This window comes from Algoriphagus chordae, assembly GCF_003254055.1.
GTDB classification, from domain to species: domain Bacteria; phylum Bacteroidota; class Bacteroidia; order Cytophagales; family Cyclobacteriaceae; genus Algoriphagus; species Algoriphagus chordae.
In genome coordinates, this window is the sequence record NZ_QKZT01000009.1 from 101,157 (window position 1) to 124,414 (window position 23,258).

The window sequence follows — 23,258 nt, forward strand, 5'->3', positions numbered from 1 at the left end:
AAATAATGACCAAAACAATCTACGAGTTAACCAAAGAAGACTGGAATAGCCTTTTCCCAATTGAGATTGTAGATCATAATCCCAACTGGAAATCTGTTTTTGAAAAGGAAAAAGAAGCCATTCTCTCTAGTGTAGGTTCTGATGCAATACTGAGAGTGGAGCACTTTGGTAGCTCTTCTATTCCGAGCATCAAGTCGAAGCCATACATAGATATGTTGATTGAGATTCCTTCAGAATTACTCTTTGATGAAGACCTGATTTCAAAATTCGAAACCTTAGGATATGCCTATTTCAAAGTACCCAAAAGAGATCTTATTCCTGCCTACATGTCTTTTGGCAAAGGTTATAGATTTGATGGGAAAAAAGAACAGATTTATCACATTCACATGTGCCCATCCGACAATATCATGTGGGAGCAAATCCTATTTAGAGACTATTTGAATGAAAATAAAGAGCGCGCAAAGGAGTACGAAGCCCTGAAAGTAGATTTAGCCTCCAAGTTTAGAAACGACCGAGGAGCTTATGTTTTGGGTAAAAACGATTTTATAAAAGAGACTTTAGACTTGATCAAGCAACAAAAGTAAGGAGTTCAGCTTATACTTTGATTGAGCCAATGAGGTATTGACTCTCGTTCAACTTAGGCTATGTAAGAAAGCTCTGCTTCTGGAAAAGTATGACAACTGAAAACTGATCACTGAGACTGCTCACTAATCACTACCTATCCCCTCCTCCAAAATTCATCTTGAAACTCGCTCCAAATAGGCCATAGGTATCACCATAGCCGGAGACTTGTTTCAGCTGATAATTGTAGAAAGGCATGATCACATAGTTTGCTCCCTTGGTCTCCAAGACCCGCAGATTGACTCCGAAATTCAGTGTGGCAAAGGGATAGAATTTACCACTTTTGGATTCCAATGCTTTGCTTTCTACTACTGATTCCTGACGCATGGTAAGTGATGAAAAACCAGCCGCATCATTGTTATAAACTGCTACTTGCCGCTCAGTAATATTCTCCTGTGAGGCTTTCTGATTCAGTGCATAGTAGTTGGAAAAACCAGCTTGGATCGACACAGAATTGTTTCTAGTCACAGGATACTTCACGAAGACAGGAACCTCGACCTGCATCTGTTGAACTTCAAGTTTCTCGGTTTGAGGATATGAATTTCCAAAAACCGTCACCATACTTTCCTGCTCAGCGTTTTGATTCAGATAGTTCAAACCTACTCCTGAACCTAAGGTAAACTTGCCAGGAAGATTAATATCCACCAGCATACCAAGACCAATAGTCTGAGCCGTGGCTACCTGATTATCGCTTTGGATCGCACCAAAACCTGGTGACAGACCCATTCCTAAGCCAACTGATGCTTTTTCTTTGGGGATAATTGGAAAGTCATTCTCTGCAACAAAGATCTCCGGCTCGGTCGTTTTCTGCACTACTTCGGCTTTTGCCAAAGCCAACCCAGTCTCCCCAGCAGCTTTGACTTGCTCCTGATTTTCTACTGTTTCCGATGCTTCTTCTGCTTTAGCGATCTGTTGCTCCTGTTGAGTAATTGACTTTTCCCCTATTTGCACTTCAGCCTTTTCATTAGAATTTGCTGGATCCTCAGATGAGAGTTCAACCTTATCCAATTTGACAGACCTTTCTATAGGCTGTTGACTGGAAGCTATAGCTTTCTTATCTGCAGGATTTGCTTGAGAGTTTTGAGCTGTTGAAGCTTCAGCAAGGGTTTCTAGGTCAAGAATATCTTTACTTGACTCTAGTTCAACTTCTTCTTCCTGAGACTTAGTTCCCAATGCATCAGCACTTTCTGGTAATTCCTCGATTACCTTTTCAGGGATGTTCTTCTCGCTTTCTGCCAGTTTCAACTCTGTAGAATCAGCATTTTCATGAACAGATAAATCTACTGAATTCAACCCAACTGCGATGAGCAATAAAGACGCAGCGATCCCTGATGCCCAATAGGCAATAGTTCTGCGTCTGAGCATAGCTCGCTTTTTCTGAAAACCTTCCCAGGCACCTAATTCGTAGGGCATGGAGGCTTCGACTAACTTCTTTTTAAGGGAAGCAGCAATTTCCTTATCCAGCTTATCTTCCTTCATATTCTTTCAAGTGTAATGAGACTAATTTGCGAAGCTGAGCCTTAGCCCGAGCTAGATATACTCTAGACGAACTTTCGGTTAGTCCCAGCTTTTCCCCAATTTCCTTATGACTATAGCCCTCGATCTCATAGAGATTGAACACCATTTTGTGATCTTCTGCTAATAGATTGATCAGATTTATAATATCCTGAAATGCAAGATCTTGAAGCGCATTCACTTCATGGAAAACCCCAGTTTCCTCAGATACATCGCTTTGATTCTGAAACTTCTTCTGCTTGCGGAAATAGTCTATCGCGGTGTTTACGGTGATACGACGAAGCCATGCCTTTACAGACTGGAAGTCATCAAATTTTTTGATCGATCCGAAAAACTTCATAAAGGAGTCGTTCGTGATCTCATCTGCCAGGGATTTATCTTTGGAATAGGACAGACTGATTCCCATGACATAGCCATAGTATCTTTTATAGAATACCTCTTCGTACTTAGCCGATCTACGTTTGCAACCTTCGATCAGCTCCTGATCCGTCCAATTCAATTCAAACCTATTAATCTATGGTTTACGACATCCATGCTGGAGTCGGAATTATCAATCTTAGCTATTCATTTGCTCCTCTCCACAAAGGCTGCTTCCTCTGTGGAATGATTCGCAAGTTTCTTTGTACTGCTATTCTCCAGCCTTATGGCAGCATTCATACAATCGGCAATTCCGATTAGATGCTGAGGATAGCTAGGATTTGTAGCAAAATTAGATGCTTCTAGCGGAAATCCACTGTTGATCGATTCATTCTCAGAACCAGCATTCAGCGCGCTGCCTGCAAATATCAATACCAAATAAATCCGTAGAACTGTATTCATCCTTCTTTATTACCCTGACGGACTTAGTACTCAAGACGCTACAGGTGTGGGGAAATATTTTTTGGTTGGTAGGTGTTGGTTATTGGTTGGTGGTTGTGGGTTGTTGGTTGGGGACACGGAGCTAATAATCAATGTTCAAATTTAAGAGGCATTTTTCAGGTTGATGTCCAGTGGGAATAAAATGGGGAAATTTAGAATTTAAAATTATAGCTAGGCTCTTGTTCGCTATAAAGCTGTATTCTAAGGCCGCTGTTTATGTCTTAAAGAATGCGTATTCTAAGGCTGCCCTCCGTGTCTAAGGCCGCCGTTCGTGTCACACGAATGGCTTCAGATAAACCGCAAATACTTTGGCACAAAAACCAAACATGACAAAAGTCAGTCTTAGCCCTGAGGACTGGCAGGCTAAAGGGAGACAATTGGCGCTAATTTTACTTTTTCATATATTAAGTATAAACTTTTCCCATACATATGTCTCATCAAACCACTGCTCATAGCTTCCATATTCCTGTAATGGGACTTGGGTATACTGTAGATACTCCCATCAAAGTTGCTAAATATGGCATCTCCAGCGTAGTCTCCATTATGGATGATCATCTGTTGGAAGACATGCGAAAAATATACTCCACGAAATTTGTTCGCGAATTCATTCCAATTTCGGGAAAAGAGGAAGATTATCGTGCAAAAAGAATCACGGCATACCTTGATTTGACTCAATCTCTGGTAGAGGAACAATTCAATAAATTGGTCAATAAGGACTGGGACAAGAATTTTGAATTCCAAAAATACCTGGAATTGTTACCCGAAAATACGGTCCTTTTGGACTTGTTTGCTAAGATCCAAACTGCCTCAGAAGATGAGAAATTTCAACTCAAAGAGGAATTCAAATCCAAGCTGAGCATGGGAGCAATCGACGTCAACATCATGACGAAGGTGGACAAAATCAATAGCGATAAATCAGGCAATGATTTACCTCGAGAATACTCTGATGCACTGTCCGCTCTGAGAGGATTTGCCAACAGCAAAGCCAATGGTTCGGTGGTATTTTCTGCCGGAATGAATCCAGCACTTTATGGCTATGCCGAGCAATTTTCAGAATTTTACCCAAATCAATTTGGAGAAATTTCCAAAGGAATTATCCTAAAAGTAAGTGACTATAGATCTGCTTTGATCCAAGGAAAATTCTTGGCAAAGAAAGGACTTTGGATCTCAGAATTCAGAATAGAGTCTGGGCTGAACTGCGGAGGTCACGCCTTTGCAACGGATGGATTTCTGATCGGTCCGATTTTGGAGGAGTTCAAAACCAAAAGAAATGAGCTTTTTCAATCACTTTATGAAACTTGCCAAAACGCACTGGAAAGCAAAGGATTAAGGACTCTTTCTGAAAGCCCTACTTTCAAGATAACTTATCAGGGAGGGATCGGTACTGCAAGCGAAGATAGCTTCTTGCGCGAGTATTATGAGCTCGATGGAACTGGCTGGGGAAGTCCTTTTCTCCTAGTTCCAGAAGCGACCTCTGTGGATGACGAAACCTTAGATCGCCTCTTCCAAGCAAAGAAATCCGACTTCTACCTCAGTCATGCTTCGCCCCTAGGCGTACCTTTCAACAACCTCAGAACTTCTTCTGGTGAGGAGCAGCGTGTGGCAAGAATTGAGAAAAATAGATCCGGCAGTCCTTGCTACAAGAAATTTTTGATTAACAACACTGAGTTCACAGACAAGCCTATTTGCACCGCTTCAAGACAATACCAAAACCTCAAATCGAAGCAGTTTGAGGCTGGGGAAATCGATGTAGAAGAAATGGAAAAAGTGAAAGCAAAAGACTGTCTTTGTGAAGGTCTAAGTGCCCCAGCGATTTTGGCAGCAGGAGAAACTCCTAGACGAAATCTAAGTGCCGTGACTATTTGCCCTGGACCAAACTTAGCTTATTTCAAAGGCACCTATACGCTTAAGGAAATGGCTGATCATATTTATGGAAAGTTCGCGCTGAAAGTAGATATGGAAAGACCTCACGTTTTTGTGAAAGAACTGCAGTTGTATGTGGCCTATTTGAAAAATGAGTTTGAAACCAAAATCACTGAAAAAGTAGCGAAAAAGGAAGCTTACTTAGAAAAATTCAGATCAAACCTAATTGAAGGTGTCAGCTATTATCAGGATATGATCAACTCCGTTCAATTGGATTCTGAGGATATTCTTAACAAAATGAAAGGACAGTTTCTCAGTCTAAAAAATGAGATTGAATCCTTCAGCCTTCCTTTAAAAGCAGAGATTGCCTGAGAACTCCAACTACACTAAAAAAGGGCTTCCTGATTGACAAGAAGCCCTTTTTGTATGAATTTAAAATCTTACTTGTTGTTGACTATATCCGAAAGCTCCTTTTTCATTTCTTCCACTACGCTGGGATGTGCAGCTGAGATATCTTTCAATTCCTTTGGATCAGTCCTAATATCAAATAACTGATCAGTCTTTGCGAAGCCAGTCTCAATGATCGGTCCCCATGGAACCATATCAGGTCCATTATTGCCCGGAATAAATTTCATCCCATCACTACGCAGGTAAGCAAGATTGGAGAAGAGTGCCTCCTGCACCAAAGAAGCTCTGCCTGTACTTTCTTTTCCTATCAGTACTCCCCAGTGATTCTCTGTATCCACAGCCTGAATCGTATCGTAAGGAATTTCCATTTTGGCAGCTATAGAGCCCAGAAAATCTACCTGGCTAAACATTACATCTGTACGGGAATTAGCTGTGACAATGGAAGGCCACTTCACAATCATCGGGATACGCGTTCCCGCTTCAAATGCACTGTATTTCCCGCCTCTTAGACCTCCCCCTTGCACATGATCAGCTTTTAATTCTACAGCTTGATCCACATATCCATCATCCAACACAGGACCATTATCACTAGAGAAAATCACCATTGTGTTTTCTTCTAAGCCTTGTTCTGTTAGCAACTTCATCAGTTCCCCTACTTGCCAATCTAGCTGTACGATCACATCGCCTCTAGGACCGAAATCAGTAGCTCCTTGGAATTGCTCATGGGCGATTCTCGGCACATGGATATCATGTGTAGAAAAGTAAACAAAGAAGGGCTTATCAGATTCTTTCTTGATGAAAGCAGCGGCTTTGTCAACGAATGTCTGCGCAAAATCCTCATCTCTCCATAGTGCCGCTTCACCGCCCGTCTGATAGCCAATTCTGCTGACACCATTGACAATACTGTGATTGTGACCATGTGACCACATCATTTTCAAGAGTTCAGGATTATCTTTTCCCGTAGGGCCATCACCTATTTTTTTACGGTAATTCACCTCAATCGGATCCGAAGGATCCAGCCCAACAATATGATGATCTTCCACAAAGACCGTTGGCACGCGATCCCCCGTAGCTGGTATGATAAAGGAATAATCAAAACCTATTTCCAGAGGCCCAGGATTCAATTCACCATTCCAATCGGGGCCTTCATCCCCACCTAAGCCAAGATGCCATTTGCCCACAGCAGCTGTACGATATCCTGCACGCTGCAAAACGGAAGGTAGCGTTTCCACTCCTGGACGAATCAACGCAGAAGCATCGCCTGGTGCTACTCCACGCCCTTTGGCTCTCCATGCATACTCTCCTGTCAATAAGCTATAGCGAGATGGCGTACAGGTCGCTGCGGTAGCATATGCGTTGGTGAAGAGTAAACCGTCCGCTGCTAGCTTGTCAATATTAGGCGTAGCAATCTTTCCTCCATAGACAGAAAGGTCTCCGAAGCCAACATCATCGGTATAGATCAAAATGATATTTGGTTTGGCGCTGGATACTTCTGTGGCCTTTTCACTTTCCTTGCTATTGCTGCAAGCTAGCGTAACTATGCTCATGGCCCCGTAGAGCATGAACTGTTTAAGTGTATGTGTTGATTTCATTGAACTGTTCAAAGTAATAGGATTTACAATGCTAAGATAAGTCTACTGAATGACTACTAACAACATAAAAATAAGGGCCAGAACAATTCTGACCCTTATTCAATATCTGCGATATATTAATAACCTGGGTTTTGTTCCAAGCTAGGATTATCAGCGATGCGTGCTAGAGAAATTGGAAGATAAAATCTCTCAGGACCAAAACTACGATCCGTTCCTTCAGCATTTTTTAGTGTAATAACATAAGTGTCAGCATCCATATCATAATTGAAAACCAGGCCTTTGGTTCTTACCTTATCCAAGTACTTAGGAGCTATTCTCCAGCGTATCAAATCCCAGAATCTATGGCTTTCGAAAGCAAGTTCTACTTGTCTCTCTTGTCTGATATTAGCTTCTGTTGCTTCTGTCATTAGTGGCATTCCTGCTCTATCTCTAAGCTGGTTCAAAGCATCCAGTGCTTCACCAGTTTTACCCAAATAGAAAGCAGCTTCTGCAAAGTTAAGAAGTGTTTCTGCATATCTGAATACATAGAAATCCTGACCTGATCTTCCCGATATTGGCTCCAAATTGGTTTCATCCAATTTTTTACGAAGTAATAAAGCAGTGTTCCTGACATTTCTTGGATGTGCAGCAGCTGGCCATTCTTCACCATTTCTATCTAATGTTCCACTAGTGACAGTTACTCTTTCTCCTGAATCATCGGTATAAGTGGTGCTAGAATGGAAGTAAACCAATCCGCCTTGCCAAACTGACTCTGGATAGAATACTGCAGAAGTAAATCTTGGATCTCTATTTCCAAAGAAATCATCTATATCCCAAGTGTTGGAAGAATTCAATTCATCTCTGGATATATCTGTTCCTTTTCTTCCATCGACAAAATCAAATAACTCAACAATATCATAAAGGACTGGGAAATTAGAATTCCACGTAGATAGAAATCCTGCAGGGGTAGACAGGTTATCCAATGAATGACCTCTGACAACAGGCTCAAATACTTCAGCAAAAATCACCTCATCGTTGCCCTCATCTAGAAACAATTGAGAGAAATTCACCTTTTTGTTTTCGTGCTTATCATAGAGTAAGAACAAACCTGAATCAATTATCTCTTTTGAAGTATCGTAAGCTTTTTGGTATAGCCCTTCGGTTGAACCTGGCTCGATACCTACCAAGCCATCGTTCTGAACTGTTCCGAAATTACCGATACTTGCTGCATATAGAGAAGCTCTTGAAGACAAGGCTAAAGCTGTATACTTATCAATTCTTCCTGCTGCACCAGTTTTCAGATCTGGCATTGTGAGGATAATCTCATCAAGTTCTGAGAGAATAAATTCATAGATTTCTTGCTCTTTTGCACGTGGTGGATACAAAACATCATAAGGATCATCCACATTTTGAACTTTAGTGATCAATGGTACTCCACCAAATCTGATGACCATTTGAAAATAAGTATAGGCTCTTAGGAACCTTGCCTCGTTTATTTTTTGCAAAATATACGCCTCGCTTAAAGACTTGCTTTGGCCGATGTTTTCAATTAGGTAATTGATATCTCTGATAGCATTATAACCCCAATAATCCAATGGACCCGCACCAGCTGCAGCGGTATAAGATCTACTGTAGGTGGAATTAGGGGTTTGCCAATTAGCATAATTTATATGCTCAGCACCTGCTGCAGGGATCATTCCCATATTATTTTGAGCTTCCCCTCCCATATCAATGAAAAGCATTTCTTGATAAATACTAGCTATATAGGCTTCCGTGAGATTTTTATCTTCAAAAACAACCTCTTCAGAGATAAAATCTGGGGTTTTGCTAAGTTGACTTTCACATGATGCAAAAACGGTCAACAGCAGCATCATTAATATTATTCTTGATTTCATGACTTTCATGTTTTTACGTTTTGACATTTAAAATCCAAGTTGTACTCCAAATGACATGGTCCTCAAAAGTGGCAGTTTGAATGCGTTAGCACTGGTAGCTTCTTCTGGATCAACAGCATCTTTGAAAATCCCCATGTTATTGAAGGACATAAGATTATCACCAGACAAGTATACATTAGCATTACTCAATCCAATTTTACTTAAGAAGCTACTCGGTAATGAGTAAGAAACTGTAGCTGTTTTCAGTCTGAGGTAGGTACCGTTGTACATCCAGAAATCAGAATTAATATTATTCCAAGGTCTAGTACCGTTTCTTTCGTAGGCTGGCAGTTGAGCATTAGGATTAGATCCAATCCCTGGATTGCTCGGGTCTTGAGCCCAGGTATATTTTTCATGTAATTCAAGAGGAACTTGCTCATTATTGAAGGCTGCTCTATAGAGTCCAGTAATATTCACATTGAACCTCGTTCCACCCTGCCACAACATTGCTAAGCTAAAGCCTTTATAAGATAACCTCGGAGCTAGTGAATAGGTAATATCTGGATTGGCTCCGTAACCGATTTGATAGCGATCTGCCCTGTTGATTATACCATCCTCATTAATATCCACATATCTAATATCGCCTGGTTTTGGACTACCATTGATATCTTCAATAGTATATTGTTCCAAATACTTATCAACTTCCGCTTGTGTATTGAATAGTCCATTTGTTTTGTAACCATAGGTTACATTCACCCATCTTCCACTCAGCTGATCAAATTCAACTTGAATAGGGTCTTCCATATTGATGTCTTCCTGATAATTCTCGAATTTCTCTCTCGCATATGCCACGCTTGCGCTAATGTCGTATTTGAAATCTCCAAAAGAGCCTTGGTTTCCAATAGATAACTCAAAACCTCTATTACTCCTTGAATCCAAGTTCACCTGCGGTAAAGTAGCTCCAAAAGTAGAAGGAAGAGATTCTAATGGAATTCTAAGCAAATCATCTCTATACCTATAAAACACATCCAAGGTAGAATACAATTTGCCATTGAACATCGTTAAATCAACACCTGCATTGTAAAGAGTTGTAGACTCCCAGGTAATATCAGGATTCACTAACCCAGTGTTATTTATTACAGCGGTAGGCACTCCATCTAAATAATATACTGATCCAGACGTCTCCTCAAATCCAGAGAGAAAATCAAAAGAAGTATTTCCAACGTTGCTATCAACTCCAGTTTGACTAAATGACAAGCGTAACTTTAGCTGATCTAATACATCCGAAGTTGCAAGAAAGTCCTCTCTAGCGATATTCCAACCCACAGATACTGATGGGAAATAACCCCAAGCGTTGGAGCCAAACTTTGAACTTGCATCCGCTCTTAATGTCGCTTCTAATAAATACTTCTCGTCGTAAGCGTAATTAAATCTACCGGCGAAACTTACTCTTGTGTATTCAATATCTCTTCCTGTGCCGTTTGAATTGGTTAGTTCATTTGTACCCCCAATTTGCGGTACTTCAGTAGACAAAAGATCTATTCGTCTTACAGTTAAAGACCTGTAAACGTTGTTTTCGTTTTCACCAAAAACCAACAATCCAAATTCATGCTTGTCTATTGCTTTATCATACATAGCATAGGCTCTAGAAAGTACTCGGCTATTAGGGTCAGCACTGCCACCATAAGTGTATGACCTAGTGAAGCTATTACCTAAGATTGATCCTTCTAATGTGTATCCATCAAAATCATCAGTAATGGCGTCAGCATCATATGTCCAAACATCGTAAGGAGTTGATAAAGAGGCATTCTGCAAATTCCGAGCTCTTACATTTACTTTACCTCCTACACTTAAGCCTTTCACAAAAGGGACCGTGTATTTCAACTCTGCAGATCCAGTCAAAGTATGGTGATATGACCTACTATAGCCTGCAAACTTCTGTTGCACCCTTGCTACGGGAGACCTTTCATTGAAACCTGAATAAGGAGCTTTATTAGGATCCGGCAAATTTGGATTGAAAAGTGGCTGCGAAGTCTGTAGATCATTCCAAATTTGAGAAGGGGCAATTATTGAATAGTCCTTGTCCTCTTTAATATATTGACCGTTGATGGTTAGGACAATGTTCTTAGATAAGTCGATATCCATATTATTCGTCAACGTCAACTTCTTGTATTCATAGTCACCCGTAAAAACACCTGATTGACTGGTATATCCAATAGAGGAATAGTACCTAATTTTTTCACTTCCTCCTCTGAAACTTAGATTATGACTCATTAATGGAGAGCCAGTGTCCTTCAAAACAGCATCTACCCAATTGTAAGAAGGCAACTGTCCTGATTGGTAAAGATTTAGATTTTCCTCCGTAAAAAGAGTTCCATAACTAATGTCTGCATCTGGGTCAAGTGGATCATATTGACTATTGAAAATTGCGTCTCTACCGAGCTGCATAAAGCCGGCAGCATCAACTTGATTAGCAAAAGTCAATCTTTTTTGAGTTGCTAAGAAGCCATGGTAATTAACCGTCATTGATCCAGCTTTACCTCTTTTGGTAGTGACCAAAATAACTCCATTACCTGCCCTGGCTCCATAAATGGCTGCCGAAGCATCTTTTAATACGGTTACAGTTTCAATATCATTTGGATCTATTCGATCCAAGTAAGATTCAATTCCGTCTACAATTACCAATGGATTTCCAAATCCACGGATACTTAAAGAAGCATTATCCTCACCTGGCAATCCTGGATTTTGGTTGGAAATCAAGCCTGGAACCTGACCAATTAAGAGACCTTTGACATTAGTCACTGGGGTCTGAACCAATCTATCTACTTTCAAATCGGTAACGGAGCCCGTCAGATTGCTCTTTTTCTGCGTACCGTATGCCACGACGATTACCTCATCCAAATCAGACACATCATCCTCCATGAATACATCAATGAAGTTTCTTCCATTGACTTCAATAGTTTGCTTTTGGTAACCAACAAAGGAAAATTCAAGTGAAGCTCCTTCTTCTACACTAAGCTTATACTGACCATCCAAATCGGTAACGGTTCCGTTGGTGGTTCCCACCTCGATGACAGTCACACCTGGTATTGGAAATTCGGTATTATCCTTTACAACTCCGGTAACTTCGATCTTTTCAGAAACCATCTCACTTGAAGAGATTGATTTTAAGCTTCCTTCATTAATGGAATTCTTATGTGAAGGTTGGTCACTTTGACCAGCTTCTCCTGCCATAAGTCGATTTGAGCAAAGACAAAGCAGAAGTACAATGTAAAAAAGTCCAGTTGAAAGGACCTTTTGAAAATACAGTAGTTTTCTTTTCATATTTTATTAGTTAAACATTATGCGATACATACTTTCATTAGTGTTTTTTGTAAAATCTTATGTAGAAATAAATTAGACCAACAGCCCTATATTAGGACTAAGGCCCTAATGTAGGGCAAAAAAAATTACTGAAAGCAGTTTTTTCGCAAAAAGTTAAAAACCTATACTTTGATCAAGGTACAGCAATGAAATTGGCATTTTGCCAATCTTTTAAAAAGGTAATATACCCTTTTGCTTATTTGGCAGAATCAAAAAAATCATCATTGAATAGGTTTACTACTAATTTGATATTTGGTTGACACATCTAATCAATGCCTATTTTGATTGACATATACTTCAAAAATAGTTATATATAATAGAACCAATTATAACAGCATAAGGCTTCCCTGTACTAGAGAAGCCTTTTGTAGGAGATTTATTTATTTTTACTCCGCTTTCAAAATACGGGCTGGATTTGCCTTCACTATTTTCATAATCTGCGAACTCACTGTTCCGACTATAACTAAGAATAGCACCAAAAAACCCAAGCCTAGTGGAATCAGACCTACCCCGGAGTGAAAAGCAAAGAAGCTGTTGAGAAATGTAGAAACAAGAAAAATCGCTAGTCCTCCACCCAGCACAGATGCTATCACCCAAATAATCAGATAACGCTTGGCGAGCTTCATGGACAGGTCACCCAGGTCAGCACCAAACACTTTTCTCACACAGAAATCCTTGATGCGTGAATTCATATTCAAGGAGACCAAGCCAAAAAGACCTAGTGCCGCCAAAACAACAGCCAGGATAGCTGCAAATAAAATGAGTTTACTTACTCCCTGCACATCTTTGACTTCATGGTCAAAAACTTCTGTTTGCAATTTGCCTTCGAAAAGCCCTCTTGGGATAGTTTCATGCCATATTTTCTTTACCTCTTCCATAGATGAGGCTGCAGTCCCTGCACTCATCTTTAGCGTGAGGTAATTAAATGTGCTGTCAGGAGATGCTCGGATCACCAGCGGATCAATTAAACTCTGAAAGTATATAGTATGAAAATCCTCCACCACTCCTACTACATTATAACCAACACTATCCAGGGTGATTTTTTTGGTTAACGGAAAACTGAGTCCCAATCGATCAAGGAATTTCTGATTGACAAGAATTGATTCCTCAGTATCAGAAATGAGGGCTGGATTGAACATCCGGCCTTGTTTCAGCTTCAAATCCAATACCTCAGAATAGTTAGCCTCCGCATTCAATAGGCCGATCTCATATTTTTGCTCATCATAAATCAGCTCTTCCTCCCGTATCCAATTCCCTACATAATCTTGACTTCCACTAATTTCATTGACTGAAGCAAGTGCTGCGAATTTGTTTTTAAGTGGGGTATAGTCCTCAGGACTTGGAACATTTACAATTATTTTATCTGAGCTCTCATATCCCCAATCTCGATTTGAATTGATATAATTCGTCTGTACAAATGCAACTCCCGCTACGATACTGATAATAGCAAGCGTAAACTGGAAAGTCAGCAATACACTGGTAAAAACACTTTTGCTCCCCAGTTGTTGATTGCCTTTGAGGATGTGAATTGGCTTAAAAGAAGTGATATATATCGCAGGATACAATCCAGAAACTAGGGTGATAAAAAGTAACATCCCAGCTAAAAACATCCAGATGTATTTATCATTAAATAGATCTATTTTCAGATTTTTGGAGGCGATATCATTGAATCCAGGTAAGAATAAAAAAGCTGCCAATAACGATCCTAGCACTATGGCCATAAGGCAGACCAAGAGGTTTTCGCTGAGAAACTGTGCAATCAGCTGCCACTTATTACTGCCAATCACCTTACGAACTCCTATTTCTTTGAGACGTCTAGAAGCCATCAAAATAGAAATATTGATGTAATTGAATACTGCCAAAATCATTATAAAAGTAGCAATAGCTCCTAGGACAATTTGAGGTGCCAATCCCAAAAAAGTCCTCACTCCTCTTTCTATTTGATCCACTTTATAGATCAAATCCGTGTAAGCCACCAACTCCAGATCTAAGTATGGTTTTTCTGGGTTTATCTGATTTTGACGCTCTTTAAGCATCGCCAGGCCAGGATTTAAGTCCATAGGATTTGTCCCTTTTTCCAATTGAACAAAGGTCCATAACTCTGAACTCCAGGCATCTTTCAGTGGCAAGTCTAAACTTGTATTGTGACTTGACTCAATATTCACCAAGAGGTCAAAATTGAACATATCCATATCATTCAGATCAGCCATTACTCCCCCAACTTTGTACAGTTTTTCTGTTCCATCAGTGACCAGAGAAATCTCCTGACCTATGGGATGGGTGTCTCCAAAGAGCTTTTCTGAAAGTTGATGGGTCAATATCACCTCATCCGGTTCATTCAATGCTCCCGGAAATCCGTATTCCATCCGGTATTCAAACATTTCCATAAAACCTGAATCTACATACAGACTGCGCTGCAAGAAGCTTTCATTATTATGAATCAGAACTGAAAAATTGGTTAGAATCCGAGTTTGATTTTTGACCTGATTGAGATTCTCTGGTATCAGTTCTGAGATCGGTTCTGCTACAGTACCATAAGTAATCTTTCCTTCATCTTCCTCCACAGTATAGGTAAGCTGGAAGATTTCGTTTTTATTAGGCTGATGCATACCCTTAAACCAGATATGTGCAATAAATAGATAGGCCACCATACAACAACCCACTGCGCAAGCCAGCCCAAATACAGAAATGAAGGTTGTTCCTTTTTGTTTGCTGAGATTTCTCCAGCCAATTTTCATGTAGTTCTTAAACATAGCTCCGTGGTTATAGGTCTGATAAGAAGGTTTGGATCGTCTGATATTGCCCCATCTGAAAAAGCTGAGCACATGGATGAGAAATCGGAATCTGGCATATCGAAGTCCTCGCTCTTCCAAATTCATGTGAAAAAGCTCATACGCATCACCCTGTATCTGCTCCAATCGACTGGGATTGCAGTAGAATTCCAGAAATCGATCTGGCCATTTGGGTGGATGATACTTGAGTTTAGTATCCATGGGAAAAGTCTAAAGCCAAAGGAGGAAGTTGGTCGAAGAGTTTATTCCTGACATTCTTAACTTCTTCGATAGCAGCTCTGCCTGTAGCCGAAATTGAGAACAAACGCTTTCTTCTCCCGCCCCTTTCTTCTGTCGCACCTCCCATATGGGACTTCAGGTAGCCTTTATCCTCAAGTCTGTTCAAAACCGTATGAATCGCGGAGATATTGACTTTTCTGCCCGTTTGGTTTTTGATCTCTTCCAGTACAGCGACTCCATAAGCCTCCTGATCCAAGATCCCTACTGTCAGCAGAATCAACTCTTCTAATTCACCCAAATTATAGCCTTTCATAAACCTCTTCTATTATATTTACAAAAGTAAATGTAATAGATTACTTTCATATTTGTAGATGATATAACAAATAAAAAATTACAGTCGATTTTTATATAGATCTCAAAGCTGAATTGGATCATCAGAAAACATGGTTGACTAGGGCTATTTTGCTCCTTCAGAGCTTGGGCACATGAATTACCTCACTAAAGCTTGTCAGATCGAGAGAGCTTTATGCTTATCAATTATCAAAAAATGATCTTCTTCTGGAGACCTTCAAATCCTGGAGGATTGTGGACTTCACACGGATATCAATATTATAGGAAGTAAATGCGCCAAAAGGCACCCAGTTTACATTCATCTGCCAGCAATGAAGGTCTCGGGCGATACCGATCATCGTCTGGGTGAGTTTTTTCGTTTGTGCATCAAAACCTGTATTGAAATTTATTTTCCACTTTTCCGAGAGCGAAAAATCACCATTCATACTGATCGTTTGCGTGATATTTGTATTTCCGGATACCTGCTTACTGTAAGCTAGGACGTACCCGAACGATAGGTTCCACGGAATATCCCAATCAATGTATTGACTTGGATCCGTAGCTATTCGATTGATTTCACTTTCCACAAAATCATTCATCACTCCCCCTGTTTCCAAAAAATCATCCCTGAGTTGATCCCTAACCTCCCCTTGATTTTGCGCAGAGTTGGGATTGATGGAGGTATTCATATTCAGTGAAGCTGATCGAATTGTGCCTATGCCCTGTCCATTTTTCCATGCAAATTCATTGATGGATCGGATCGTCTCTGTACCATCTTCATTGCCGTAAGCTCTGGTGGCATAAGGGTCAATGGTAGAACTCATATTCACAGACAATCTTCTGTTGAAAAAGCTAGTTCTGGCTGAGATACGAATTGGCGCAAGTTGAAATGAATCTGCAGCAAAATTATAGCTGGAATTCAAGTCAATATTTTCCAAGATTGGAATTTTCTTCGTAGCCATTTCCCCCGTAGAATCAGCCTTATCAATGATTTTTGCTTCTAATACACTCCTAAGATTAAAACTCATTGCTCTACTTTCTCCTAATGGCGCTCCACCGTATGCGAACCCTTGATATCTCGACATTAAACGTGAATCACCTTCTGCATTAGTTTGCACCTCCTGGTAATAGCCAAGAGACGGATTGGAGAAATCCGGAGAAAAACTAAAGCTAAGTGCTGGCTGAATAAGCTGGCGAATGGTTTGGATCTTCCCTTTTTTGAAGTTGAAAAACCCGTATATATTGGTATTTAAACTAAAAGCGCTAGAATAAAAGGTCACCCGGTTAAACCCATCTTCTATGATTTTATCCACTCGCTCTTCGGCTGGATTATAGAAGTAATTGATACGCTTGAGGTACCAAAGTTCTGTTAAGCTGGCAGAGGCTGTTCCGGTAAAATACTTGAAAAGCCTGAAATTTGAACTTATAGGGATTCTGTTACGGGCACCGTTATTAGCATTCTCCAATAAATAGCCAAAGTTGGCAGGCTTAAAAGGCACCAAGTCTGGCGCACCTGTATCTTCTACCAAATCTGGATCTACACCAAAATTCTGGGTCACTTTATTGCTGATAGTATTTTGCATGTCAAAACTATAAGCAATATTCAAGGTTTTCAGAGGTTCAAATTTCACGTTTTTGAATGGACTTTGCCTGTTCATGCTCAGATTCATAGTTGGCAGACTCAACTGCACCTCCCCAGTCTGCACACTTTGTGAATGACGCATGCTTGCTGACATAGAAAATGGTGTTCCAGTGAAGGTCTTCGTATAGTTGATATTCGAAGACAAATCAGAAGTCACATTATTAGTGAAATTATTTGGGTTGACAATGTTGTTGAAGTAACTCGTGGAACCCGCATTGACAGAAGCCGAAAACCTGCTGTTTCCACGGGACTCAGGAGTGTGGGACCATTGGATGCGAAAGGTGTTATAATCTACCGGGTATAGTTCTGTTTCTGGAGATTTAAACTTTTGAAAATCAATATTGAATGAGCCTCCATATCTGTATCGCTTCTTATAGACCGCCTGCGATTTAAGTCCCCAGCCACCATTCGAATAAATATCTCCGGTTACTCGCGCATGGATTAAGTCATTGATGGCAAAATAATAACCTAAGTCACGTAAGTAAAGCCCCCTTTTTTGCTCTTGACCATAAGAAGGAAATATTAAACCAGAAGCTTTTTCTTCAGGCGTGTTTGGGATGATACCAAAAGGCAAACCAAGAGGCGTGGGAATCCCATTGAAATAGAGATTGAAAGGACCCGATACTACCTGCCCACCTTCAATAGATTTAATTTTATTGGAAGAAATATGCCAGTGAGGCTTGACGAGCGTACAGGTAGTATAATAACCGTGATCCATATAGATACTGCCGTCTTCGGTTTTCTTGATGACTTCGCCTCGTAGAATTCCATCCTGCTGCTCAGTGACTACATCTTTGATGATCGCTTTTTGAGTTTTGAAATTATACCGCATTTCCTTACGGATTTCGTAAGATGAGGGACCGTCTTTGAAGAATGGATTTCCCGTTACATTTCCCAAACTATCCGTGACTCCGGATGCATATAACTCGGAGTTTTTCCAATCAATTACAATCAGATCTGCCTCCAATCTCATCTCTCCATATTGAAACCAAGCTTGGTTGTGGAGGTAAACTTTATTCTCGATAAAATCAGAAACGATACTATCTTCCCCATAGTAGGTAATATCTGTAGAGATATCAGACCTGGGCATAATTTTTGTCGAATCAGAAAGCGCGAGCGTATCAGCAGAATTAGGAAGGGTATCCAGTGCCATCAAATCCCTAGAAGGTGGCATCAAAGTGTCAGGAAGCGTTAATGGCTTCTCAGAACGTTCACGAACGGGGTTTTGAGCAGTCGCCATTAGCGGAACAATGATTAGCCCAAAAAAGCAAAATAAAAAGAGCCTGAATCCCTGCACTGTTGCTTACGCTTTATTTAATTAGAGTGAAATTTCGTGTAAAGTTAATTTTATTGCCCTCATGGAACGGTCGAAAAACAAAAAAATTCTTCTTAGTCTTATTTTATGCATTCCCTTTGTATTTGGCGGATTTATCAACAACGAAACAATGATGCCGAAGTTTCGGATGAAAAAAATCGTTTTAGATGCTGGCCACGGTGGTAAAGATCCTGGAAATATTGGTTCTAGATCAAAAGAAAAAGACATCAATCTAGCTGTTACTCTGCTTGTTGGGAAATATATTGAAGAGAACTTGCCTGATGTGGAAGTAGTCTATACACGTAAGGATGATAGTTTCCCGACATTGAAAGAACGTCCGATGATAGCAAATAATAACAAAGCTGATCTCTTTGTTTCTATTCACTCTAATTCTGCAGCAAATAAATCAGCATATGGAACAGAGACTTTCGTCATGGGTACAAAGCACTTTGAAGCCAACTTCGATATTGTAAAGCGTGAAAACTCAGTAATCCTTTTGGAGGATAATTACAAGGAAAATTATGAGGGTTTTGATCCGAAATCTCCTGAATCCTATATGACATTCAATTTACTGTCCAAGCTTCACTTCGAGCATTCAGTGACACTGGCGGATCATATAGAAACTCAATTTAGAGATAGAGTTGGTCGTAAAAGCCGTGGTGTGAAGCAAGGTCCGTTCTATGTGCTGTGGACTCCTTCTATGCCTTCCGTTTTGGTGGAATTAGGGTTTTTGTCGAATACTACTGAAGAAAAATTTCTGATGAGTCAGCAAGGCAAGGAGTATATGGCTTCGGCTATTTATAGATCGATCAGAGATTACAAGGAGTCTATAGAAGCGAATTAATTCTCAGTTTCCCTTAGAATCATTAAGCCCTTTTTCGTTTTGGAAAAGGGCTTTTTTCATGAAACATCTTTGACCACAGCAGTCACGAATGAATACTCCGTTGTCCTGCTTCTCCAGAAGCTAGACTGAGACTAAATACTCCGTTGTCCTGCTTCTCCAGAAGCTGGACTGAGACTGAATACTGATCACTGAGACTATTCACCCAATTCAGGATTGTTTTTTTAACTTAGAGGCATAAACTATTTGCTGAAAGCGATGGTTTTACTGACTAAACCCAAACTTAACAAATGACATCAACGTACGGAAATTCCAAGCCAAGCATGGATAGTTTACTTCAGGAATTACAGGCTAAATACGAGCAGGTAAAACTGGGTGGAGGAGCAAAAAGAATAGAGAAAGAGCATGCTAAAGGTAAACTTACAGCTCGAGAGCGAATAGACTATTTGCGTGATAAGGATACTGATTTTCTGGAAGTAGGCGCATTTGGGGCTGATGGAATGTATGCCGAAGAAGGCGGTTGTCCTTCTGCTGGTGTAGTAACGGGTATAGGCTATGTCAGCGGTAGAATGTGCATGATAGTAGCCAACGACGCGACAGTAAAAGCTGGAGCTTGGTTTCCTATGACTGCCAAAAAAAATCTACGTGCACAGGAAATCGCTATGGAAAATCAAATCCCAGTGATTTACTTGGTTGATAGCGCTGGAGTATTTCTTCCTATGCAAAATGAGATTTTTCCTGACAAGGAGCATTTCGGACGACAATTCCGCAACAATGCTAAAATGTCAGCGATGGGCATAGTGCAAGTTGCGGCAATAATGGGCAGCTGCGTGGCTGGCGGGGCATATTTGCCAATCATGTCGGACGAAGCGATGATCGTAGATAAGACAGGTTCTATTTTTCTTGCGGGATCTTATTTGGTCAAGTCGGCTATAGGAGAAACCATTGACAATGAAACTCTCGGTGGAGCCACTACTCACTGCGAAATCTCAGGCGTAACAGATAATAAATACGACACAGATCAAGATTGCCTAGATGCAATTCGTAAGATCTTTGACAAAATAGGTCACAATAACAAAGCAGGTTTTGATCGAACAGAAGCAAAGGATCCTGGAATGACAGGTGAAAAGCTTGTAGATGTTTTTCCTACTGAGCGAGTGAAACCATACGATATGCTTGAGATCATCAAGGGTCTAATAGACGGGGCTGATTTCGATGAATACAAAGTGGATTATGGCAAAACGCTGATCTGTGGAACAGCCAGAATCGATGGCTGGGCAGTAGGGATAGTGGCTAATCAGCGTAAGATCGTCAAAACTTCCAAGGGCGAAATGCAGATGGGAGGAGTGATTTACTCTGACTCAGCAGATAAAGCCGCTCGATTTATTATGAATTGCAATCAGCGTAAAATCCCTTTGATTTTCCTACAGGATGTAAGTGGTTTTATGGTGGGAAGCAAAGCCGAACATGGTGGAATCATCAAGGACGGAGCCAAAATGGTGAATGCTATGGCCAACTCTGTAGTGCCTAAATTCACATTTATCCTTGGCAACAGCTATGGAGCAGGGAATTATGCCATGTGCGGAAAAGCCTATGATCCAAGGCTGATTTACTCCTGGCCTACAGCACAGATGGCGGTGATGTCTGGAGCAGCTGCGGCGAATACTTTACTTCAGATCAAAGTAGCTGGATTGAAGAAGAAGGGTAAGGTGATTTCTCCAGAGGATGAGAAGGAATTGCTAGACGAAATCACTTCCAAATACCAAGAGGAATTGAGCCCTTATTATGCAGCATCCAGACTTTGGGTAGACGGAGTGATTGACCCTCGAGAAACTCGGAAAGTGATCAGCATGGGCATAGAAGCCGCCAATCACGCACCGATCACCGAAAGATTTAACGTCGGAGTGATTCAGACTTAGACAGTTTATTAGTATCTTATTTTACAGTTTTATCCACTTATCCGTAGCCTTTTGACTATGAGTGAATTGACAGATGGAGAATTAAACGCCTTAGTTTCCCTATTAGATGATTCCGATCGGGAAGTGAGAATGCACGTAAGGGATCGGATAATTTCTCTGGGCAATGAGATTATTCCTTTTCTGGAGAAAAAATGGGAGAATAGCTTCAATCCTGATATTCAAAAAGAAATAGAGGAATTGGTGCACGATCTTCAGTTTTCGCTTCTCAAAGCACGATTGATAGATTGGAGAGATACGGATGACCGCGACTTGCTTACGGGGCTTTGGATTATCAATACCTATCAATATCCAGATCTGGAATACGCCAAGCTCAATGCTGATATGCATCAGATATACTTTGATGTTTGGACGGCTTTCAAAAATGATCTCACTCCTTACGAGCAGGTACAGGCTATTAATAATGTCTTATTTAACAAGCTCCGTTTTTCTGCAAACACTAAAAATTTTCATTCGCCAGCCAATAGCATGTTATCATCAGTATTGGATTCCAAGCGTGGGAATCCACTGACTTTATGCTCAATCTATTTGCTGGTTTCCAAGAAACTTGGTTTGCCTATCTACGGAGTAAATCTCCCAAATCTATTCGTACTTACCTATAAGTCAGCTGATATCACCTTCTACATCAACGCCTTTAACAAAGGACTGATTTTCAGCAGAAAGGACATAAATAATTACCTAGAGCAGTTGAAGATTGAGCCAAAGGAGATTTTTTTCGAACCCTGTGCACACCTGCAGATAATGCTACGAATGTTCAGAAATCTCGAGAATTCCTTCGAAAAACTAGGTGAGTCTGATAAGGTTCAAGAAATCAAAGAGTTAATTGACTTACTCAATTCTTAATAAGTTCGCACGTTGCAACCTACAGCCCTGACTTGGCTTGGACTTGGCATTTCATCCTTCAATATCTGATTGAGTGCCTGATCAAGAAAGTGTTGTGAAACTGCACTTTCAGATTGTGGGTTATTATCTATTGCTCCTCTATAGCTCACCACTGGACCATCGGCTCCTGGGCTAAGAACAATAACTTCGGGGATTTTAGAAATCTTAAATAATTTGCTCAGCGCCTGATTTTCATCTACTAAGTACGACATATTGATGTCTGACTGATCAATATAGCTACGTAAAGCTGATTTGTCTTCCTCCTTACCACTGACTTCAGGATTCACTAGCATAAAAGTAAATCCCTGATTTTGGTACTTGCTCCTCAACGCAATCAAGCGTGATTCGTACATTTTGGCAAAGGGACAAGCCAAGCTGTGGAAAATCAAAACCAGGCCTTTTGCATTCACTTGCGATTGAATATTGATGACTTTGCTAGTCACGGCATCCGTCAGGTTAATTTCTTGTAGGCTTTGAGCTCTTAGCGAAAAAGTCGTGAATAGCAGTATAAGAAAGGCAAAGCTTAATTTTTTCATTTACCAAATGGTGTAAGTAAGTACTACATCCGAGATCACTCGAACTTGTACTGTGTAATGATGATCTGTAAAATCCGTCCCTCGGATCTTACCTTTGATGATTCCGGTCTTCGAATCAAATGGTTCCAACAATATATTTTCTCTAAATGAAACCCCTCTTTTTCCCTGACATTTAAAGATAGACTCTTTAGCTGACCATGCCATCGTATAATGCAGCGGATCTTTTTCCAAGAAATCCAATTCCGCCTGATCCAAGAAGCGAAATCCTATTCTCAGGATTTTCTCACGAATCAAATCCATGTCAATTCCCACGGGAGTATCTCTATGATAAATCGCGGAGGCATATCCATTTGTATGCGAAAGAGACATGTATCCATGTCCATTCATTGTTTGAGATTTACCATGCTCATCTTTGAAAAACCCAGGATATGGAACATGCAGTAGTTCCAACGCATCACGAATTGCCATACGCGCAGTTGCCCATTCTCGTCGTTTTTCCAGATGGGAAATATTGGCGTAAGATAGTTTTTCGCGAAAGCTGAGGAAATCCAACTCATTTTCGTCCTGAGTTTCGATAATCTTGATGGCTAAAGCCGAGGAAGAATCTATTTTTTCTATTTTTGTTTGCATAGGCCAGAAGGGTACCCTAAGT

General features: G+C 40.5%; 16 protein-coding genes. 5 read left to right on the forward strand and 11 right to left on the reverse strand.

Annotated elements, in window-relative coordinates; translation table 11 throughout:
- Positions 1-5 precede the first annotated feature (5 nt).
- Positions 6-584, forward strand: a complete 579-nt coding sequence (locus LV85_RS11475) for a GrpB family protein (RefSeq protein WP_111319512.1) — start codon at positions 6-8, stop codon at positions 582-584.
- 130 nt (positions 585-714) lie between these two features.
- Here LV85_RS11475 and LV85_RS11480 read toward each other — a convergent pair whose 3' ends face one another.
- From LV85_RS11480 to LV85_RS11490, 3 genes are all read right to left on the reverse strand, one after another.
- Positions 715-2,100 (reverse strand): hypothetical protein, encoded by a 1,386-nt coding sequence (locus tag LV85_RS11480; protein WP_111319514.1) that lies wholly within the window; start codon positions 2,098-2,100, stop codon positions 715-717.
- Entirely contained in the window at positions 2,087-2,635 is a 549-nt protein-coding gene (locus LV85_RS11485) for an RNA polymerase sigma factor (protein WP_111319516.1), read from the reverse strand. Before LV85_RS11485 ends, LV85_RS11480 begins: the two co-directional genes overlap by 14 nt.
- 65 nt (positions 2,636-2,700) lie before the next feature.
- On the reverse strand, positions 2,701-2,955 hold the full coding sequence (locus tag LV85_RS11490) for a hypothetical protein (protein WP_111319518.1): 255 nt from the start codon (positions 2,953-2,955) through the stop codon (positions 2,701-2,703).
- A gap of 468 nt (positions 2,956-3,423) precedes the next feature.
- Between LV85_RS11490 and LV85_RS11495 the strand changes: the two genes are divergently transcribed.
- The gene (locus LV85_RS11495; protein ID WP_111319520.1) at positions 3,424-5,229 is read left to right on the forward strand and encodes a hypothetical protein; all 1,806 of its coding nucleotides are present in this window, start codon (positions 3,424-3,426) and stop codon (positions 5,227-5,229) included.
- Between the two features lie 68 nt (positions 5,230-5,297).
- Here LV85_RS11495 and LV85_RS11500 read toward each other — a convergent pair whose 3' ends face one another.
- The 6 genes from LV85_RS11500 to LV85_RS11525 form a co-directional block, all read right to left on the reverse strand.
- Entirely contained in the window at positions 5,298-6,827 is a 1,530-nt protein-coding gene (locus LV85_RS11500; protein WP_111319723.1) for a sulfatase-like hydrolase/transferase, read from the reverse strand.
- A 146-nt stretch (positions 6,828-6,973) separates the two neighbouring features.
- Positions 6,974-8,731, reverse strand: a complete 1,758-nt coding sequence (locus tag LV85_RS11505; protein WP_158531175.1) for a RagB/SusD family nutrient uptake outer membrane protein — start codon at positions 8,729-8,731, stop codon at positions 6,974-6,976.
- 27 nt (positions 8,732-8,758) lie between these two features.
- The gene (locus LV85_RS11510) at positions 8,759-12,034 is read right to left on the reverse strand and encodes a SusC/RagA family TonB-linked outer membrane protein (RefSeq protein ID WP_111319524.1); all 3,276 of its coding nucleotides are present in this window, start codon (positions 12,032-12,034) and stop codon (positions 8,759-8,761) included.
- Between the two features lie 425 nt (positions 12,035-12,459).
- Positions 12,460-15,066 carry an FtsX-like permease family protein gene (locus LV85_RS11515; protein WP_111319526.1) on the reverse strand — a complete coding sequence of 869 codons (2,607 nt, stop codon included), beginning with the start codon at positions 15,064-15,066 and terminating at the stop codon, positions 12,460-12,462.
- Positions 15,056-15,397, reverse strand: coding sequence for a PadR family transcriptional regulator (locus tag LV85_RS11520; RefSeq protein ID WP_111319528.1), 342 nt, complete (start codon positions 15,395-15,397; stop codon positions 15,056-15,058). Before LV85_RS11520 ends, LV85_RS11515 begins: the two co-directional genes overlap by 11 nt.
- Positions 15,398-15,617: 220 nt before the next feature.
- Positions 15,618-18,296: a putative LPS assembly protein LptD gene (locus LV85_RS11525; RefSeq protein ID WP_170125613.1), complete on the reverse strand. Its 2,679-nt coding sequence runs from the start codon at positions 18,294-18,296 to the stop codon at positions 15,618-15,620.
- Positions 18,297-18,414: 118 nt separating this feature from the next.
- Here LV85_RS11525 and LV85_RS11530 point away from each other — a divergent pair, with 118 nt between their 5' ends.
- From LV85_RS11530 to LV85_RS11540, 3 genes are all read left to right on the forward strand, one after another.
- A complete protein-coding gene (locus tag LV85_RS11530; protein ID WP_111319530.1) occupies positions 18,415-19,215 on the forward strand; it encodes an N-acetylmuramoyl-L-alanine amidase family protein in 801 nt (266 codons plus the stop codon).
- 320 nt (positions 19,216-19,535) lie between these two features.
- Positions 19,536-21,131, forward strand: coding sequence for an acyl-CoA carboxylase subunit beta (locus LV85_RS11535; RefSeq protein ID WP_394336120.1), 1,596 nt, complete (start codon positions 19,536-19,538; stop codon positions 21,129-21,131).
- A 57-nt stretch (positions 21,132-21,188) separates the two neighbouring features.
- Positions 21,189-22,031: a transglutaminase-like domain-containing protein gene (locus tag LV85_RS11540; protein ID WP_111319534.1), complete on the forward strand. Its 843-nt coding sequence runs from the start codon at positions 21,189-21,191 to the stop codon at positions 22,029-22,031.
- Here LV85_RS11540 and LV85_RS11545 read toward each other — a convergent pair.
- Together LV85_RS11545 and LV85_RS11550 are read right to left on the reverse strand one after the other, a co-directional pair.
- Entirely contained in the window at positions 22,028-22,606 is a 579-nt protein-coding gene (locus tag LV85_RS11545) for a redoxin domain-containing protein (protein WP_111319536.1), read from the reverse strand. The two genes, LV85_RS11540 and LV85_RS11545, sit on opposite strands and share 4 nt — an antisense overlap.
- Complete coding sequence (locus LV85_RS11550) at positions 22,607-23,236, reverse strand: 4'-phosphopantetheinyl transferase family protein (protein ID WP_111319538.1); 630 nt, start codon at positions 23,234-23,236, stop codon at positions 22,607-22,609.
- Positions 23,237-23,258: the final 22 nt, after the last annotated feature.

Bases quoted from the DNA above. Each gene is read 5' to 3' on its own strand.
- LV85_RS11480 (WP_111319514.1), bottom strand. From the start codon at position 2,100: ATGAAGGAAGATAAGCTGGATAAGGAAATTGCTGCTTCCCTTAAAAAG.
- LV85_RS11515 (WP_111319526.1), bottom strand. From the start codon at position 15,066: ATGGATACTAAACTCAAGTATCATCCACCCAAATGGCCAGATCGATTT.
- LV85_RS11535 (WP_394336120.1), top strand. From the start codon at position 19,536: ATGGATAGTTTACTTCAGGAATTACAGGCTAAATACGAGCAGGTAAAA.
- LV85_RS11500 (WP_111319723.1), bottom strand. From the start codon at position 6,827: ATGCTCTACGGGGCCATGAGCATAGTTACGCTAGCTTGCAGCAATAGC.
- LV85_RS11530 (WP_111319530.1), top strand. From the start codon at position 18,415: ATGGAACGGTCGAAAAACAAAAAAATTCTTCTTAGTCTTATTTTATGC.
- LV85_RS11505 (WP_158531175.1), bottom strand. From the start codon at position 8,731: ATGAAATCAAGAATAATATTAATGATGCTGCTGTTGACCGTTTTTGCA.
- LV85_RS11475 (WP_111319512.1), top strand. From the start codon at position 6: ATGACCAAAACAATCTACGAGTTAACCAAAGAAGACTGGAATAGCCTT.
- LV85_RS11525 (WP_170125613.1), bottom strand. From the start codon at position 18,296: ATGGCGACTGCTCAAAACCCCGTTCGTGAACGTTCTGAGAAGCCATTA.
- LV85_RS11520 (WP_111319528.1), bottom strand. From the start codon at position 15,397: ATGAAAGGCTATAATTTGGGTGAATTAGAAGAGTTGATTCTGCTGACA.
- LV85_RS11550 (WP_111319538.1), bottom strand. From the start codon at position 23,236: ATGCAAACAAAAATAGAAAAAATAGATTCTTCCTCGGCTTTAGCCATC.
- LV85_RS11490 (WP_111319518.1), bottom strand. From the start codon at position 2,955: ATGAATACAGTTCTACGGATTTATTTGGTATTGATATTTGCAGGCAGC.
- LV85_RS11510 (WP_111319524.1), bottom strand. From the start codon at position 12,034: ATGAAAAGAAAACTACTGTATTTTCAAAAGGTCCTTTCAACTGGACTT.
- LV85_RS11540 (WP_111319534.1), top strand. From the start codon at position 21,189: ATGAGTGAATTGACAGATGGAGAATTAAACGCCTTAGTTTCCCTATTA.
- LV85_RS11495 (WP_111319520.1), top strand. From the start codon at position 3,424: ATGTCTCATCAAACCACTGCTCATAGCTTCCATATTCCTGTAATGGGA.
- LV85_RS11545 (WP_111319536.1), bottom strand. From the start codon at position 22,606: ATGAAAAAATTAAGCTTTGCCTTTCTTATACTGCTATTCACGACTTTT.